Raw genomic sequence first — 17,448 nt, 5'->3', positions numbered from 1 at the left:
CTCATGCCCCCCCTTCCAGATAGCGCACACGGCGGCGAGCGAGCCGCCAGACGCAGAGGAACGGGCGAAGCGGAAAGTACAGAAAGTGTGCCGCCGCAGGCAGCGGAAGCGTTCGCGCATCCTCGTAAAAGGGATAAGCCAGGCTGAGGAGGAACAGCAGCTTGTGGAACGGCGCCATCAGCGCGAACAGGTGGCGGCGGTGGTAGCGATTCACTTCATCCGACAGCGGATAGGTGTGCAGGTTCAGCATCTGCCGGACGTAGAACATCGCGCCGTCCGCCAGCTTCCCCGCCCGGCGGCCGGAGGCGAGCGCCGCCAGCGGTGCGGTAAGCGGCGTCTCGAAGAGCCGATTGGCGAGCCGCATAGCCTGCCCGCCGATCGGCGCGAGGCGGTGTCGGCGAAGCAAGGGCACAAGCGTCCGCTCGTCGAGCCCCTGCCGGACGAGCCGGTCGATGTCGAGCAGCCAGCGCAAGCGAGACCACCCGTGGCGCGCCCCATGCGAGGCGAGGAAGAGAAACAGATCCTCGCGGCCGAGGAAGTAGACCGGGTGCCCCGTGGCGAGGGGAGACTGCCGCTTGCGCGACCAGAGCTCCTTAAAGCCCGGCTCGCTGGAAGGCCCGGGATTGAGCCGCCAGTGAACCTCCAGCTTGATCCCCTTCTCGCTGTGATAGAAGGTGATGTGATGATGGCGCCACTTCCAGTCGCCAAGTACCGTTTCGATATAATCATCCTTCACATAACCGAGAGAAGGCAGCAGCCGCTCAATTCGCGGAAGCTCTTCGATCTCCACGAGCACGTCCAGGTCACAAGAGGTGCGAAGCGACAGCTCGCCGTACAAGTCGCAGGCGAGCACCGGTCCCTTCAGCATGAGGGAGCGAATGCCCGCGCGGGCCAACTCCCCGCTGACCTGCTCCATCTCCCCGGCCAGATGCAGCATGCGGAAGGCATTCGTGCGGTATTCACGCGCAAGCGTCTCGCGAATCGAAGCAGGCAGGAACGCCCCTTCCAGGGCCTGCACCTGTCGGTGCAGGTACGGGGTCACGCGATGATGCCGCGCGAGCTCCAGCACATGCGCCCAGTCGGCATGCTCCGCCGCCGCAAGCTCCTGGGGGTGCCAGGACCGGCCCGGCTGCTGGCGCAGCATGGCGAGCAGCAGCTGCAGCTCGCCGGACAGCTCCGCAGAGGCGGGCTCGGGCAATGCAGCACCTTCCCGATGGCGGTGCCACTTGGCATGCTGGGCATCGGAACGGGAAACCGGCTGCTGAATGGCACCCGGCTGCTTATCGGTCCCTGCGCCGGGCTGCTCCCCTGTCCGCGTGTCGGGCCGCCCGCTGGACGATTCAACCCGTTGCTGCTTCCATGGTTCGGGCCGAACGCCCGCCTTGCGATCGCTCATGAGGCTCCCCTTCTTCTCTGAATTTCCGTGCCGGTCCCTTACAACTCCGACTTCTGAAGGCTGCCCTGGAAGAACGGCATCGTCGCGTGCTGGGGATTTTGAATGCCCTCGCGGCGAATCACCTTCCGTACCGTCAGCCAGAGAATCTTCAAGTCGAGGAGGAAGCTCTGGTTGTCGACGTACCACACGTCCAGCCGAAACCGCTCCTCCCAGGTGATCGCGTTGCGTCCGTTCACCTGCGCCCAGCCCGTGATGCCGGGACGAACCTCGTGCCGCCTTGCCTGCTCCGGCGTGTACAGCTCGAGGTAATCCACCAGCAAAGGCCGCGGGCCGACCAGGCTGAGCTCGCCCTTGATCACGTTGAGCAGTTGAAACAGCTCATCGAGGCTCAAGGCGCGCAGCGCCCGACCGAAGGCGGTCAGCCGAATATGATCCGGCAGCAGGTTCCCGTCGGCATCGCGTTCGTCCGTCATCGTGCGCAGCTTGTAGATGGTAAACGGCTTGCCGTGAAGCCCCGGCCGCACCTGCTTGAACAGAACCGGTCCGCCGAGCTTGAAGCGGACCAACACCGCCAGAAGGGCAAGCACCGGGACGAAGGCCGCAAAGAGCGGCACCGCCACCACAAGATCAAAGAGCCGCTTCATACAACTCCCCTTCCAGGAGCAGGCAGAACTTGGCGAGCTCGCCGGCGTGACGGCTGCCGCCCTGCTCCAGATTCCTCGTCAGCCGGGCCCTCAGCTCCGGCTGGTCAATCAGCTGCCGAACCCCGGCAGCTATCCCTTCGGGCGTTACGGGCACGAGGAGCCCGGTCTCCCCCGGCTCAATCTGCCGCCGGAAGGAAGGGATATCCGTCACCACCACCGGGCGGGCGAGCGCAAGCGCCTCCTCTACCGCGATGCAATGTGCTTCCGTCTTCGACGGCTGCACGTAGATGTCGGCGCGCTGCATGAACGGGTAGGGGTTTCCCTGCTCCCCAAGCAGCCGGAACGTCCCGGCGAGGCCGAGCTCGCAGGCCCGCTCTCGCAGCTCCCCGGCGAGCGGTCCCGCGCCGATCAGGTTCCAGCGCACGGGGTAGCCCTCGCGGGCGAGAATCCGGCACGCCTCCAGCGCGAGCCGAACGCCCTTCTCGTCGCCCAGCCGCGCGACGGTGACAACCGTGATCCCGGCGAACGGCTCTTCCGCGCCGGGAACCGGCTCTTGCGCCATCTTGCGCACCGCGCTCTCGGAGACGCGGTTGTGGATCACCTTGATTTGGCGCGAGAATTCCGGGAAGTGCGACACCAGCGAGTCCCGCGCCGATTCGGCGACGGTCACGATGTAATCGCATTGGCCGAAGCTTCGGCGCTCCATCTCCGGACACGGCCAGCCTTGTGCTTGGCTGTAGCCGTAGTCCATGTGGTTGTATAGAATTTTGCGGGAGGCGTGAACCTTCTCCGCTACGTAATAATTGCAAAAGAAATCGAGGTAGCTGATCGCCGCATCGTAGTAGGCCTTTTGCTTCGGCAGGGCATGGCGGTAGACCGCCCATCGCTTGCCGACTCCCTTGCCCCGCCCCGTCCGTCCGAAGAGGGCGGCAAGCACCTTCCCGACAAGCAATCGGAATTGCCGCTGCCGCAGCAGATAGGGGATGGAGGGAGCGAGCGGCATCGTGAAGGAGGGAAACAGGGGCGGAAGCACCCGCACCTCCGGGGGCACAAGCCCAAACAGCTTTCCGCTGTGGTCGAAGAGCAGCAGATCCACCTCATATTTGTCGTAATCCAGCTCGGAGAGGAGCGTGAGCAAGCTCTTTTCCGCGCCGCCCGTATGCAGGTATTGGGTGACGAAGAGCAGCCGTTTTTTCATCGTCGGGCCTCCTTTCCTTGTACGAGCCGCTCGGGCCTCATGGGTTCGCCTTCAGGAGCGCCCGCATCCGGGCGATGGCCGCGGGGCCGAGCAGACGGGCGACCCGCCGCTTCCATTCGCTTCTCCGGCGGACCGACGGCGGCAGCCAGGACTTGGCGAAGTGATGAATGGCGAAGCTTTCATCGGATAAATAATTCGCTCCGTTAATGTAGTCATAGGGACAGAAGTACGTGCGCGGATAGAACGCTACCCCCTGATCAAGCTCTTGGTAGAGCCCGTTCGGGACAAACCCGTGCTGGAGGGCGTGGTCGGTTATCCGCTTGGTGTTGGTGGTGAGGTCGAGCGTACCGTCAGGCAGAACAAAAGGACGATTGTCATAGTCTTCGAGAAGCTCCTTGATCCACGGGTGTCTCGGTCGCGCAGCCATCAAGCCCGTCGGCACATGCCGCTCGTCTTCAAAGCCGGAGAAAGCTTCATGGTGAAGGAAGGAATCGAGCGGTTTCAGCACCTCTACATCCGTATCCATGTAGATGCCGCCGTGCGTATACAGCACCTGTAGCCGAACGAAGTCGCTGACGAAGGCGTACTTTCCCTGTTCGTAGGCTTCGCGGACGTAGCGGTTGGCGGAGAGATCGAAATTGTCCTCGTTCCATTCGAGAAAGGTATATCCCGCGAGATGTTTCGGCCAGCTGGCTTGGCACATGTTGATTTTGGCGGGCTTCTCGCCCCTTCCGAACCAGCAGGAGTGAATGATCTTCGGGATGGAGCCGGCGGTCATCTCGGGATTCCCCTTTCGTTTTGGCAGCTTAGAACACCAGGTAGCGGCTTCCATACTGCAGGCCGCCGTAAGCGATGATGCATTCATAGAGAAAGAACAACAGGTAGAAGAGGATGAGCACGTAATAGAAAAGCTTCTGATCCTTTTCCCGGAACACCTTGACGAGCCAGGGAATGAGCAGAAGCGGATAGAGACCGAAGTAGATGGTAAACCGGGCGAAGATCCAGTTTTGCGTCGCGATGAGCAGCACGAGCACGTTGAGAAGCGACAGGTTGATGATGGGGTCGAGCTGCGGGGACAGAAGCTTCAGCTTATGCCGCCCGTAAAAGGCAATGGCCAGCGGCGCCGCCGCGACCAGCACCCGGACGAGGCTCGCGCCCCCCTCGGAAAAGCTGGAGTAATGCCCGTACTGCGTATCTTGAATAACCGAGAACACCGTACCCGAAATCTGGTTGAAGCCAAGCACGATGAGAATCGCTCCTCCAATCAGGAGGAAGGTCTGTTTCGTCCAGGCCGGTGCGCGCACCAGAAAATAGAGCGGCAGAAGCACGAGGGCGCTGCGGTGCACCGTAGAGGCGAACAGCACGAGCAAGAAAAATCGTTTCCAGTCCCCGTTCAGCAAATAACGGGTTCCCGCGAAAAGGATCGCCGCCGCGAGAAACTGGCGAATGCCGTTCATCGAGGTGGTAAACATGCCGGTGGTGATGTACAGGTAGAGGCTCAGCTCATACATCCGGGAATAGCGGTACAGGATGCGCACGATCAAGCCAGTGGTGACCGTCGCTGTCACGAAGACGAGCAGCTGCGGGTCATCGCTGATCTGCTTGAGCAAAAGCTGCAGGATGTTGAACCCGAAGTCCTTGCTGAAATCCAGGGAACTCCAGGTGAACACCCCGTAGCGGTAGGCATGCATGTACGAAAAGGTATCCCCGATGTTATTCCGAAGCCCGGCCACGAGCACAAGCGCCATGGATGCAAGAATCGCCGGAAGCCAACTGGGCCGATAGCGGAGACCGTACTCGCTCAAAGGAAGCGGATGAGCGAGAATCCGGCTGTACAAGGCGACGCCGTAGGCGAGAAACAAGGTGCAGAGCAAAATCTCCATGGGCTATCCCTTCGCTGCCGCCTTCTCAACCTTCCTTGCGGTCGAGCGGCTGGTCCTTGTCAGATAGAGGTAGAGCAAAATCCCGGCCGGAGCGGCGAGAACCGTATGCAACCGGCAGGGCGACTCCTGCAGAAAGCGGCGGTTTCCGCTCATCAGGCTGCTGGAGACATAATGGATGGCCTCACGCAGCCGCTCCCGGGTCGAGGGGGCGTGCTTCATTGCCGTTTTGCGGAAAAAGGCGAAGCCTTGCGGGTTGCGGCGGTATTGCTTGATGATGTTCATGCTCGACCCGTCGGGCAGGTACTCGACCACGCACAGCGGCTTGTTGAGCAGGAGGAGCGGATGTAATTGATCGATCAGTACGTATTTGTAGCTTAAGGGGCCGTAATTCTCCCCCTCAAATAGAGGGTAAGGCGGAGTCTGCCGCGTCAACTGAGAGCGGTAGACGAGCTTCTTGTCTCCGCGTACCTTGTGGATGCCGTAGAGGTCGGTCAAGGTGGAGGTGCCAAGGCGCTCCGGCAGCTCTGTTCCGATGATCCGGCCCGCCGGATCGACATCCAGTCCGGCGATTCCTGCCACGTGCTCGCTGCCGTGTTCCCGCCAGAATCGGACAATCGCCTCGACAGCATCTTCCGGCATGTAGTCGTCGGAATCGATGCAGACGTTGAGCTCCGTCTCGATTCGTTCGTAGGCGGCGTTGTGGGCGCCGTGCATACCCTGGTTTTCCTGCTTGTGATAGCGGATTGGAATAGCCCCTTCCGCCATCCAGGAAGCGACCAATTCCTCGGTCCCGTCGGTGGACCCGTCGTCGACGATGAGCCAGAGGAAGTCCTTTGAGGTCTGCCGCTTCAAGCTGTCGTAGCAGACGGGCAGAATGTACGCCCGGTTAAACGTCGGCGTGAAGACGGTGAGGGTGGGAAGCCCGGGCCGAGAGGAGGACGCCGACGAGCCCGCGCCGGATTCCGATGGATCATTTGCCAGGGAAGGCGCGTGTATGCCCTCTTCCCAATGGCCGATGGTAGGGATGCCGTCCAGGGCAACCTCTGTCTCATCGGAGTGAGTAGCTTCCTTGTCGACGGAGTAAGCTGCCTCTGTCTCATCGGAGCGAGTAGTCTCCTTGTCGCCGGAGTAAGCTGCCTCTGCCCCCCCGGCGCCAAGGTGCGTAGCCTCGGGTTCCCAAGTGTTGGCGGTTCCCTTTTCGCAAGGGCGGACCGCCGTCTCCTTCTGCTGGGCATGGGCGGCGTAGAACTCGCTCAGTTCGCGAGCGGTTGTGTTGGTGTCGTAGCCACTCTCAGCCAACTGAGCTGCGGTATCGGCGTGTTCGAGCGACAGGGCCAGGATTTGCTCAGCCCAAGCGGAAGGCTCCGCACCGAGAGGCTCGAAGCTCACGCGGCCGGTTACATCGGATTCACGGGTAATCGCATCCGATACCACACAGCGAAGTCCCGCTGCCTGCGCCTCTACCAGCACAACCGGCAGCCCTTCGAAGAGCGAGGGGAACAGGAACAGGTCGAAGGCTTGCAGGAGCGCCGGAATGTCCCGGCGCACCCCAAGGAAGCGAACCGCGTCCGTCAGGAGGAGCCGCTCTGCCTTCTCCTCGATCTCCGGGCGGAGATCCCCTTCCCCGGCCAGAACCAGGAGGGCATCCGGTCGCCGGTCATGCACTTCCTTAAAGATATCCAGCAGGAAAGCGTGGTTCTTCTGGCGATTAAACCGGCCGATGTGGCCGATGACGAGTTGGTCCTCCCCGGCCCCGAGTTCCTCGCGAACCCGCTCGCGCAGCTCGGCATGCGGGCGGAATTCCTCTGCGTTTACCGCATTGCGGAGCACCGTCACCGCCCGGTTTCTGCCGAAGAGCCAGCGGCCCGCTTTCTCGGAGCAGGCGAACGCATGCGTCGGCTGTCCGCGCAGGACGGCCCGTGCATACAACCGGAAGGGGAGCTTCCGGTCGAAGCCGAGGTCGCTTAAGTGACTGTGGGCGATGCGGCACGGAACGCCGGCTTTCTTGGCGGCGCGGAGCACGAAGCCGCTGTTCTCGTTGATGTGGGCATGGACGACGGAATAGTCGACATGCTGAGCGAAGAACTGCCGAAGCTGTCGGAAGTAGCGTCGGTAGTGGCCCGGCTGAATTCTCGGCATCCGGTAGATCCTCCCGCCGAGCTGTTTGATCTCCTCATCATAATGACCGGGCTCATCCCGATGAACGAGGAAGTCAAACTGCAGTCGGGAGCGGTCGATCGCCCGGTAGTAGTTCATCAGCATCGTCTCGAGGCCTCCGCGGTTCATGATGGTGACCACCTGCAGGACGCGCATCGGCTCCATAACGGCTTCCTCCTTATGAGCATCATTCGGAAGCAGCTCCACTTCCTTCTTTCCTCTCTTCTTGCGATACCTCATCCACTCCGCTGCCGTGAGCAGCAGATAGAAGCCGGACGAGAACCGGAGCTTCGCGCTCCAATAGAAGGTTCGCCAAACGAGGGACCCCGTTGGCTTGAATTGCTTGAGCGCCGAACGGAACGGCTCCTCCTGCAGAAGCTCCTGCAAAAGCTTCCGTTTTTCCCGGATGGATGCAGGGTTCGCGGGCGAAAGCAGGTTCAGCCCGAGCCCGAGCGTACTGAGCGCGATGCGGTTGTGGAGCGCTTCGCGGAACAGCTCGCTTCGCTTTCGTTCCTCAAGAAACTCCTTCATCCGGTTAAACAAATGCACGAACTGACGGGTCAACTCGGGGTTGTAGCCCGAGGTAAGGGAATCCGCGTTGGCTCGCCAGTAATGATAGTAAGGGGCAGATAGAAACACAAAGCTCTTCGCCTCGTGAAAGACTTGCAGGTTGAACAGGGAGTCCTCGTTGCTGCCGATGTGGTGCAGGTCAACGAATTCGGCATCCGCTTCGCGCAAGAGCTCCGCCCGGTACAGCTTGTTCCACACGGTTCCCCAGGCGTCGAGCAGCTCGGGGGCTCCCGTCTCCCTTCCGATCGGACCGATCAGGCGGCGGACAAGTCCATCCGAGACAGCTTCATCCCGGAGAACCGTGCCGTCTTCAAGCGGGAATCGTTTCTCGCTGGAATGCGTGCCGAATTCCCGCCTATACGAGCACATGACCAGATCGGCCCTCTCCCGGAGGGCTGCCTGGTAGAGCGATGCAAACATAGCGGCATCGACCCAGTCATCCGGGTCGACAAAGCCGATATACGCCCCGCTCGCTTCGGCGAGTCCCGCATTGCGGGCGGCGGAGACGCCTCGGTTGGGCTGATCGATGATGCGCAGACGCCGGTCGAGCTCCGCCCGCTCCTGCAGGAGGGCAAGGCTTCCGTCGCTGGAGCCGTCATTTACGGCGATGATCTCCAGTTGCTCGAGCGTCTGGTGAAGCAGGCTGTCTAGGCAGCGCGGCAAGTACGCCTCCATGTTGTACACCGGGACAATGACGCTGACGAGGGGCCTCATGCGTTACACCCAAGCGTAGCGAGCATAGATTTGGCCGAGCTGCTGCTTGACCTCCTGCACCGAATAGGCGCCGACGAGGTGAAGCCCCGTCTCGCCCATCCGCTTGCGCGCTTCCTCGGAGAGCAGCAGCTCTTCCAGGCGATCCGCCATCGCCGCCGCATCACCCGGCGCCACCAGGTAGCCGTTCTCGCCGTCCTTCACCAGCTCATCGTGTCCGCGGTTGCTCGTGGCGACGATGGGAAGGCCGCTCGCCATCGCCTCCATGATGTTCACCGGCAGTCCCTCGCGGAGGCTCGACGCCACCGCAATGTCGCAAGCCGGCAGGATTCGCATGATATCGTCGCGATAGCCGAGAAACTCGACGCGGTCCGCGACCTGCAGCCGGTCCGCCAGCTCCCGGCATGCGGGAAGCAACGGACCCGAGCCAGCCAGCAGGAGCCGGACCGACGGCACGCGCTCCTTCAAGCGTTCGAGCGCCTGAAGCAGCAGCTGCTGATTCTTGTTCTTGTTGAATTCGGCCGCGTAGAAGAGCAAGAGCTCCTCCTTCGGCAGCCCCAGCTCCTGCCGCCGTTCGCTCTTCTCCTCGGGTCCAAGCGGCCGATACCGTTCGGTCGGAATCCCGACTCCCGGGACCCGCGCAATCTCGGAGGCTCGGAAGTGCCGGGCTTGCGCCAGCCGATAATCCTCGGCATTGATCGTAATCAGGCAGTCCGTCAAGCGGGACAGCCCCTTCTCGATCGGATAGTAGAGCAGCCAGTTGAGCATCGGCGCTCCTTTGCAAAAATGAAAGCCATGCGCCGTGTACAGCATCTTCGTCCCGCTCTTGCGGGCTTTCCAGCCGGCAAGTCTAGCGAGCATGCCTCCCATTGGCGTATGGCAGTGGATCACCTGGTAGCCTTCGCGGTCGATGAGCTCGGACAGCTCCCGGTAAACGCGGAGGTTCCCTCTTTTGAACGGCGAACGCTCAAAGGGAATGTTGATCTTGCGGTCCACGTAGGGCAGCTCACGCTCGCCCCGCGCGGCAACATGTACCTCCCAGCCCTGTTCCTTGAACCATTGCAGGTAAGGAAGGTGGAATTTCTCCACATGCGTGTCGACCGTGGCGACAAACAGAATAGCCGGCATGAATGCTTCTCTCCTTTTTGGGCTTACCGGGAGACGACCGCGAGCTCTCCCTCTCCGCTCTCCGGCACCTGCCGGTTCGCGAGGTTGAGAAGGGCTTCCCTCAGTTCCGTCTTATCCAGCGTGGAATAGGATTTGACGAGCTCCTGGATTTCCTTGATGCGCAGCTCCGAGGCTTTACCGATGTAGATCTTCGGGTAGACCTGCTCCTCGTGCACTTCGTCCTTGTTTAGCAGCTCCTCAAACAGCTTCTCCCCCGGTCGAATGCCGGTGTATTCGATGCCAATGTCCTCCACTGAATTTCCGGACAGCCGGATCAGGTTGAGGGCCAGGTCGGCAATGCGCACCGGATCGCCCATATCGAGCACGAAGATCTCCCCGCCGCGCGCTAGTGCTCCTGCCTGGATGACAAGGCGCGAGGCTTCCGGGATGGTCATGAAATAGCGGATCATGTCCGGGTGGGTAACCGTCACCGGCCCGCCGCGTTCGATCTGCTTTTTGAACAGCGGAATGACGCTGCCTCGGCTGCCGAGCACATTCCCGAAACGAACGGCCACAAACTTCGTGAAGCTGCGCTGATCGAGGTCTTGAATGATCATCTCGGCGAGGCGCTTGGCGGCCCCCATCACGCTGGTCGGGTTGACGGCTTTGTCCGTGGAGATCATGACGAAGGTCCGCACCCCGTATGTACTGGCTGCACTCGCCACATTCATCGTCCCGATGATGTTGTTCTTCACCGCCTCCTCGGGGTTCCGCTCCATGAGCGGCACATGCTTGTGGGCGGCGGCGTGATAGACGACATCCGGCCGGTACGTCTGCATGACGGCCATCATCTTGGCCGCATCCTGCAGATCAGCGATCTCCGGCACGATTTTGATGCCGGCATCCTTGAATGATTCCCGAAGCTCCATCTCAATGGAATAGATGCTGTTCTCCCCGTGACCGAGAAGCACTAGCATTTCCGGATGGAAGCGCGCCACCTGGCGGCAGATCTCCGAGCCGATGGAGCCGCCGGCACCGGTGACGAGCACGATTTTGCCGGTGACGGATTCGGAGATCTTCTCCATGTCCATCTCCACCGGCTCGCGGCCGAGCAGGTCCTCCACTTGAACGTCTCGAACCTGATTGACCGACACCTTGCCGGTGACGATATCCTCGATCATGGGGAGAATCTGTGTCTTGGCGTTGGTCTTGGCGCACTCCTCGTAAATCCGCTGCAGCTCCTTGCGCGTCAGGGAAGGGATGGCGATGATGATGGTGCTGATCTGTTGCTCCCGCGTGACCCGTTCAATGTCCTCCAGTCCTCCGGCTACGGGAATACCCAGAATGTCGAGATTCTGCTTATTGGCGTTATCGTCGACGAAGGCCACCGGCTCCAGGTCGGTTTCCCGGCTGCTGAGCAGATGGTGGACGATCATCGTGCCACCGGAGCCGGCGCCCACGATGAGGGTCCGCTTCTTGTTGCTCGGCTTCCTCCCGGACGGGGAGCGCAAGAGACGCCAGCCGAACCGCGTTCCGCCGATGAGCAGAATATGCAGCATCCAAGTGATGGCCAGCACCCGGAAGTAGATGCTGTGAACGACGATCATCTGCATGAGGGCTGCCGTAATGATCGAGAAGGTCACGGCCTTCGTGATCGCCACAAGCTCGCCTATGCTCGCGTACTCCCATGCCTTTTTGTAGAGCTTGTAGCGGATGGAGAAGAAGTGGTGGCTGAGGAGGAGCGTAATCGAGCTGATGACAATGGAAGCTTCGCTAACCTGGAGCCCCGTCAGGTACCGACCGAGGAAGATCGCACTGATCACCACGAACGAATCGGTAAAAATCAAAAAAGACAACCGCTGTCGATAAGTCACGTTTTCATCCTCCTGTGCTCAAGTGAATACTGCGAATCCATCTGCGGGAATGCGGCAGTGCAGTAGAGCTTCTTATCGCAACAAGTCGCCGGATCCCGATGCAGGCTGATTCTCGATTGCTTACCTGTACGGCATCCCCTCAGGAATCCCGCACAAGTAAGGAAACGAAAATCTCCCGTTTCCTTCTATTTAAAGGGGGCATCCAACCCCACCTCACGTCACACCCTCGACGACCCGCGTCTAAGGCCCTACCACCCACGGCATGACCGAGTGCCTCCATCGATAACGGCCAGGAGACATCGCCGAACCCTGTCTGGGGAAGCTTCGCCATCAGAGGAGGCTTCGTTTGGTAGAAGCTACCTCTTCTTCAGACAAGATTGTTCGCTATGTTAACTATAAATGTTCTCAATAGAGAACGGTCGGATAAAAAAAGAAGCGTGCCTCATTCCTTGCTCTTGATCGCCCGCCTCGAGCTAGCGTCAGATGGGGGATCTGTTCTCGCTGTTGCTTACTTTTCATTGAGAACCGCACCTAGCAGGACGGCTCCGGCAAACTCCAGGGTCAGCTTCGCGTTCAGCGCTGCTTCCTCCTTGGTCTTGCCCTGCTCAAGTACAAGGAGAACCGAGTCGCAGCAGTTGGCAAGCGCCTTTACCTCGAAGGCTCCCGAGACGGCTGGTGCGTCAACCAATACGATGTCGTAGTGGCTGCCGAGCTGCCTCATGACCACGGCAAGCGCGCCCGTATCCATCAGGTCATGGGACTGGGTGCCGTAGGTTCCGGCTGGAAGAACATCCAGCTCGGCGATCTCGGTCGGCTGAACCGCGTCTTTCAGCTCCTCGCGTCCGGCCAGCACCTCCGTGAGGCCGGTGAGGCGATCCATCCCAAACATTGCGGTTATGCTCGGATTGCGGACATTCGCATCCACGACCAGCACCCGGCTTCCCTTGTAGGCCATCGAAACGGCGAGGTTGGTGACGAGGGTGGTTTTGCCCTCTCCACCGACCGGGGAAGTGACGAGGAGCGATTTCATCTTCTGGCTTTCGAACAGCAGCCGGATGTTGGCCCGGATGCTGCGGTACTGCTCCGATACCTTCGCGGCAGGCTGCAGGTAGCTCACCAGCCCTTTGCGGGTTGAGGCATGCGCGGCAATCGCTTCATTAAGAGCCAAGGGTCTCCCTCCTTGTCGTGGAAATGCGGGTATGGCTCTTCCCGGGCGGCTTCACCCGACCGATGCGAGACACTTGACCGAGTACCGGCATGCCCAGCACCTCCTTGGTTCGCTTCTCCGTACGGAGGGAATCATCCAGCGTATCCCGGAGGAACGAGGCGCCGACGCCGAGAACAAGACCCGCGGCCAGTCCGATTAGAATCAACCGATTCTCGTCGGATGGATTGATCGGGCGCGGGGAGGCATCCGTCTTCGCCTCGGACAGAATCGTAATTTCGCTGAAGTTAAGCAGCCTCGCGATCGCCGCCTTGTATTGCCGAACAGTCGAATTGGCAATGCTCGCAGCAAGGGCTTGATCATGATCGGTCACCGTGACGAGCACCACTTGCGTGTTGTCGACACTCGACACCGAAATTTGGCTGCGCAGCGCGGCGGGTGTTCGATCGAGCTTCAGCTCCTCCACCACCTTTTGCAGGACAGCGGGCTCCCGAATGACCACCTTAAGGGTGTTGATAAAATCCGTGTTGGAATGAATGATAATCCGCGCGGTCGCTTGGTAGAGCGGCTCCTCGGGCTTGTTGGCATACAGGGCGCCTAACCCGGTAAACAGCGCGGTCACCAGCGTCAGGATCATCCACCGGCGGCGAAGAACGAGCAGAATGTCGCGAATGTTGATTTCTCTTGCGGTACGCACATTGTCCATGAGAGCGCTCCTGATCTTTATAATGAACTCGTCTCCCATTATAGTTCTTAATAACGAACGTGTCAAATGAAGAAATCCTAGAGGGCTTCCTTTTCTTGCTGCTGCAGTTGGTAGAGGCGGATGAAATCTTCCTTGCGCATGCCGTCCTGAATGGCGGTATAGATGAGGCTCTTCCACTCGTCATCGAGCAGGTAAGCGGTCTTCAGGTATTCCTCGCCAAGCAGGAACTCCAGATTCGTATCCAGCGATTCGGCCAGCTTGGACAGCATCTGCAGAGATGGATTGTTCTGCAGCTTCCGCTCCATATGGCTCAAATAGGACTTGGAGATGTCGGCCATCTCGGCGAGCTCCGTAATGGTCAGCCCCTTCTGCTCCCTCAAGTATTTAATTCGATCTCCAATCATAGCGTTCTCCTTCGCCCATGGGGATGGAATCATTCCCTCGCTGAACTCCGAGAAGCCGGCGGAACATGCCGCGCTTTTCCCGGGCCAGACTGGAATATTCACCGCATTGCACAACCTTGCCCTGATCCAGCACGATCACTTGATCGGCATTGCGGATGGTGGACAAGCGGTGCGCGATGACGATCAAGGTGATTTTGCCTCGCAGCCGGAACAAGGCATCCTGAATCTTCTCTTCGTTCTCGTTGTCGAGCGCGCTCGTGGCCTCATCGAGCACGAGAATCGCCGGGCTTCGCAGCAGGGCGCGCGCCAGCACGAGGCGCTGCCGCTCCCCTCCGGACAGCCGGAGCCCGCGATCTCCGAGGATGGTGTCGAGCCCCTGCGGCAGCTTGGCAACAAAGTCCGCTGCGGCAGCCAGCTCCAGCACCTCCCACATGCGCTCCTCGGCTGCGTCCGGCTCCACGAGCCGAAGGTTATCCCGAATGCTGGCATGAAAGAGGAAGGGCTCCTGCGACACATAGCTCACCGTCTGCCGAAAGCGGCGGACATTGGCTCCTTCCAGCGGCTCACCGTCCACTCGAATGTCGCCCTCCTCCGGTACGATGAGCCCCATGATCAGGTCGGCGAGCGTGCTTTTACCCGCTCCCGACCGCCCTACGATGGCGGTCATCCGATTCGCCGGAATGCGGAGGGTGATTCCCTCCAGCGCATAAGGGCCGTCTCCTCGCTCATAGCGGAAGGAGACTTCGGACAGCGTAATCTCCTCCGCAAGCCGCAGGGGCTCCTCTTCCCCGGTGCCTATCCGCTCGCTGGCATGCCGGCACCGTTCAGTCAGCTCCCGCAGGCTGCGGAAGGCCGGAATGCTGGACGACAGCTGCTCCAGGTTGAGCTGGATGCTCATGAACCGGGGCCACAGCCGCGAGAAGATGGCGACGACGAGAATGAGCTCTCCCGCAGGCGTCTTGAGCCAGGCGATCGAGGCATAGAGGAAGAAAGCAATCAGCAGAGCCGAGGCCAGCTTGTAGAGAAGCTGGGAGTTCGAGCGTAGCTGCACGTATTGGTCCTGCTCCTTTTGCAGCTCGGCCGATTCGCTCTGCATCCAGGCGAGACGGGATTCCTCCAAGCGATTCGTCTTGATGTCCTTGATGCCGTTAATTTGCTCGGTAATGCCGGCGAGATAGCTCTGCGACCGGTCGGTCGTCTGCTTGCCGAGCACCATCGCCTTTTTCAAAAACCGCTTGGACAGGAAGGCGAGAGCCAACCCGCACAGCACGACGAAGACCGTTACCTGAAGCGAGAGCCAGACTGCGATGGCCACTTGAATGGACGTGAACAGCAGGTTCGTCACCAGCGCGAGAAACAGGTTCAAGCCAGCCCCCACGCGGGTAAGCTCCGCGGTCATCACGTTGACGAGGTCCGATCTCCGCCTTTTCAGGAAGAAGCCCCAGTCGGCATAGAGCAGATCCCGGTACACCGTAAACCGCAGGTGATGAAAGAATGATTGGTGAATGCGGGCATTCCGCACCGTAAACTGCCGCTGGAGGCCGTTCTGAAGCAAGGCCAGCATCACAAAAATTCCCAACACCGTCAGCAACCCGGTCGCCTCCGACCCATTCCGGAGGAAGGAAAACATCTCGAACACCGGGTGTCCGGATGTCGGATAGCTGATGATTCCGCTGATGCCCAGCATGGGAATTAATAGGATAAGACCGATTCCATCCAGCAGACTGATGGCGAGCATGCCCGCCATGTTGGCATACAAAACCGCGCCCGAATAAGCAAACAGCTGTCGGACGACTCGAAGTACCTCTTTCATTGCGCATCCTCCCGCGGGTGTCCGCCCTCGTTATTCCTTCGGGACGCATGAGCGAACTTGCCGACCGTGGCAAACCGCTTCTTCTCCTCCGCTCCCGTCACATAGACATCTCCGCTGCGCAGCCAAGCGTGAGCGGTTAGCTTGCCCGCTTCGTCCCGAGCGGTGCCGAGGTAGAGCGTGCAGCCGATCCCTCGCCGGGCCAGCATACGCAGCGCGGCCACGGCCCGCGTAAAACACATGCTGCTCCATGGCGTGTGCCGGCTCATGACCTGAATGGCGTCGGCAACCGCCATGACCTCCGCGCGTTCCTTCGCCTCCACCCGCTCCTTCGTCGTCTCGCGCATTGCGGCGCCAAGCGTAGGCGCTACCTTGGCAAAGGGACGGAGCAGCTGGAGGCGAGCCTTGCCCAGCTCCACGAAAGCCTCCATCCACAAGCGCTTTCGGTCCAGAGGAAGGGCCAAGAAGAGGCGGACCGCTCGCAGCGGGCGATTCCCCAGGCGACTCATAATGCTTCGACAAGCCCCTCGGCCAGAAGGCGGTCGGCGAAGACGAGTACCTGCTGCCGACATTCCTCCTGCTCGACCTCATATTCCTCCACAAGCCGCTCCACCACCTCTTCCAAGGTGATCGGCTCCGCCAGCTTGCTCCAGATGGCTCCCCCGATCTCGCCCAGGTTGTAATAGTTGCCGCTTGCCACGCTCAGCATGACGGTCTCCCCGTCCATGACGCTGACGATCATGCCGGGCACCTGAGCCAATCGGGTCCCCGCCTGCACAACAGCTGTCCCACTTCTCATCGGTTTCCCTCCTTTCGAATTTCAATCTCAAGCAGATCGGCCAGCTCGTAAGCGGTAAATCCAATCTCCGGGCGGATCATCCGATAGAGCGGAATCGCCTCGGCCAGCTTAGCCGTCAAGTGGAAGTGCCAATCCAGCTTGTTCAAGCGTTTCAAGAAGAGATTGCGGTACGTATGTTGAAAAAGAAGGTTCATCCGCGCAAGCCCGGTCACGGGGGCAAGCGTCGGCTTGGGAACGGCTTTCTTGGTAAGCTCGAAGATCCCTCCGAACGGAAGGGAACGGGACGCATAGCGGTCTCCGACCGGAACCGCGAATTTCGTCTCGCGCTCGAAGAGCGGCTTGAGTCCCTCCGACGGTCGGCCGAAGGCCTCCAGGCTTTCCTGCCACAGCTTCTGCTGAGGGTAGGAAGGCGTCACAAGCGGCATCCCCGCCGCATCAAAATGCACGGCGATCACATCGTCGCTCGCCAAAGCATGCCCTCTTTCCATGAGCGCGGAGGCGAGCGTGGACTTGCCCATGCCCGATTCCCCCACGATGGCATACGCTTTGCCGTCCAGGGCAACCGCGCTTCCGTGCAGCGGGAGAATCCCCCTCTGCATGAGCACCGCCCCCATGCACGTGCCGAGCAGGTACAGGCGCACCTTATCCAGGTCGGCACCCGCCAGCGGAGATACCTCAATCACCCGCCCCTCGCGAACGGCAAAAAGAGCGAGCCCCGGGATATGGAGCAGCAGTCCCGTCTCCGCCGCGACGATTCTCCGGGAGGAGGCGGTCATCTGCTTCCATTCGTCAGCCAGGGGCAGGAGTCGAATGGAGAGTTCCTCCTCGTCGAAGGCATCCGCGGCGGCCGGCAGTTCGGGGAAGGGGAGTTCGCTTCGGATCCGCAGGCCGAAGGCCGTTACGCAAGCATCCTTTGTCATCAGTGGCATCGTTCTTCCTCCACGCTCATGTTCGAGGCTTCCGGTAGAACGTGTTGGCAACGAACACGTTCTAAGGAAAAGCCCTCATACCTTTTGAGGAGTAC

The 17,448-nt window shown here is 60.5% G+C and carries 15 protein-coding genes and 1 pseudogene; all 16 read right to left on the bottom strand.

All coding sequences use genetic code 11. From position 1 onward, the window contains the following. Position 1: 1 nt before the first annotated feature. Positions 2–1,396, bottom strand: a complete 1,395-nt coding sequence (locus AAFN83_RS08005) for a nucleotidyltransferase domain-containing protein (protein ID WP_347768443.1) — start codon at positions 1,394–1,396, stop codon at positions 2–4. 38 nt (positions 1,397–1,434) lie between these two features. Then, on the bottom strand, positions 1,435–2,040 hold the full coding sequence (locus tag AAFN83_RS08000; RefSeq protein ID WP_347768441.1) for a sugar transferase: 606 nt from the start codon (positions 2,038–2,040) through the stop codon (positions 1,435–1,437). Continuing rightward, on the bottom strand, positions 2,024–3,238 hold the full coding sequence (locus tag AAFN83_RS07995) for a glycosyltransferase (protein ID WP_347768439.1): 1,215 nt from the start codon (positions 3,236–3,238) through the stop codon (positions 2,024–2,026). Before AAFN83_RS07995 ends, AAFN83_RS08000 begins: the two co-directional genes overlap by 17 nt. A gap of 37 nt (positions 3,239–3,275) precedes the next feature. Then, positions 3,276–4,016, bottom strand: a complete 741-nt coding sequence (locus tag AAFN83_RS07990) for a glycosyltransferase family 32 protein (protein ID WP_347768437.1) — start codon at positions 4,014–4,016, stop codon at positions 3,276–3,278. A 28-nt stretch (positions 4,017–4,044) separates the two neighbouring features. Continuing rightward, positions 4,045–5,121, bottom strand: coding sequence for an EpsG family protein (locus AAFN83_RS07985; protein WP_347768435.1), 1,077 nt, complete (start codon positions 5,119–5,121; stop codon positions 4,045–4,047). Positions 5,122–5,124: 3 nt separating this feature from the next. Further along, complete coding sequence (locus AAFN83_RS07980; RefSeq protein WP_347768802.1) at positions 5,125–6,102, bottom strand: glycosyltransferase family 2 protein; 978 nt, start codon at positions 6,100–6,102, stop codon at positions 5,125–5,127. 360 nt (positions 6,103–6,462) lie between these two features. Next, positions 6,463–8,562: pseudogene (locus AAFN83_RS07975) on the bottom strand (glycosyltransferase); the annotation flags it as partial. A 3-nt stretch (positions 8,563–8,565) separates the two neighbouring features. Next, positions 8,566–9,687 carry a glycosyltransferase family 4 protein gene (locus AAFN83_RS07970; RefSeq protein WP_347768433.1) on the bottom strand — a complete coding sequence of 374 codons (1,122 nt, stop codon included), beginning with the start codon at positions 9,685–9,687 and terminating at the stop codon, positions 8,566–8,568. 23 nt (positions 9,688–9,710) lie between these two features. Continuing rightward, positions 9,711–11,540: a polysaccharide biosynthesis protein gene (locus tag AAFN83_RS07965; protein WP_347768431.1), complete on the bottom strand. Its 1,830-nt coding sequence runs from the start codon at positions 11,538–11,540 to the stop codon at positions 9,711–9,713. Between the two features lie 508 nt (positions 11,541–12,048). Beyond that, positions 12,049–12,708 carry a CpsD/CapB family tyrosine-protein kinase gene (locus AAFN83_RS07960; RefSeq protein WP_347768429.1) on the bottom strand — a complete coding sequence of 220 codons (660 nt, stop codon included), beginning with the start codon at positions 12,706–12,708 and terminating at the stop codon, positions 12,049–12,051. Then, positions 12,698–13,411, bottom strand: coding sequence for a YveK family protein (locus tag AAFN83_RS07955; protein WP_347768427.1), 714 nt, complete (start codon positions 13,409–13,411; stop codon positions 12,698–12,700). The genes AAFN83_RS07960 and AAFN83_RS07955 overlap by 11 nt, the downstream gene beginning before the upstream one ends. 77 nt (positions 13,412–13,488) lie before the next feature. Beyond that, positions 13,489–13,815 carry a helix-turn-helix domain-containing protein gene (locus AAFN83_RS07950; protein WP_347768425.1) on the bottom strand — a complete coding sequence of 109 codons (327 nt, stop codon included), beginning with the start codon at positions 13,813–13,815 and terminating at the stop codon, positions 13,489–13,491. Beyond that, complete coding sequence (locus AAFN83_RS07945; RefSeq protein WP_347768424.1) at positions 13,796–15,628, bottom strand: ABC transporter ATP-binding protein; 1,833 nt, start codon at positions 15,626–15,628, stop codon at positions 13,796–13,798. Before AAFN83_RS07945 ends, AAFN83_RS07950 begins: the two co-directional genes overlap by 20 nt. After that, a complete protein-coding gene (locus tag AAFN83_RS07940; protein WP_347768422.1) occupies positions 15,625–16,134 on the bottom strand; it encodes a lasso peptide biosynthesis B2 protein in 510 nt (169 codons plus the stop codon). The genes AAFN83_RS07945 and AAFN83_RS07940 overlap by 4 nt, the downstream gene beginning before the upstream one ends. After that, positions 16,131–16,424 (bottom strand): lasso peptide biosynthesis PqqD family chaperone, encoded by a 294-nt coding sequence (locus tag AAFN83_RS07935; RefSeq protein WP_347768420.1) that lies wholly within the window; start codon positions 16,422–16,424, stop codon positions 16,131–16,133. The genes AAFN83_RS07940 and AAFN83_RS07935 overlap by 4 nt, the downstream gene beginning before the upstream one ends. Continuing rightward, a complete protein-coding gene (locus tag AAFN83_RS07930) occupies positions 16,421–17,353 on the bottom strand; it encodes an aldolase (protein ID WP_347768418.1) in 933 nt (310 codons plus the stop codon). Before AAFN83_RS07930 ends, AAFN83_RS07935 begins: the two co-directional genes overlap by 4 nt. Positions 17,354–17,448 lie beyond the last annotated feature (95 nt).

The organism is Gorillibacterium sp. CAU 1737, from assembly GCF_039888655.1.
Classification (GTDB): Bacteria; Bacillota; Bacilli; order Paenibacillales; family NBRC-103111; genus Gorillibacterium.
Note: the sequence above shows the minus strand (reverse complement) of the source record. Positions and strands in the feature narration are given on the sequence as shown.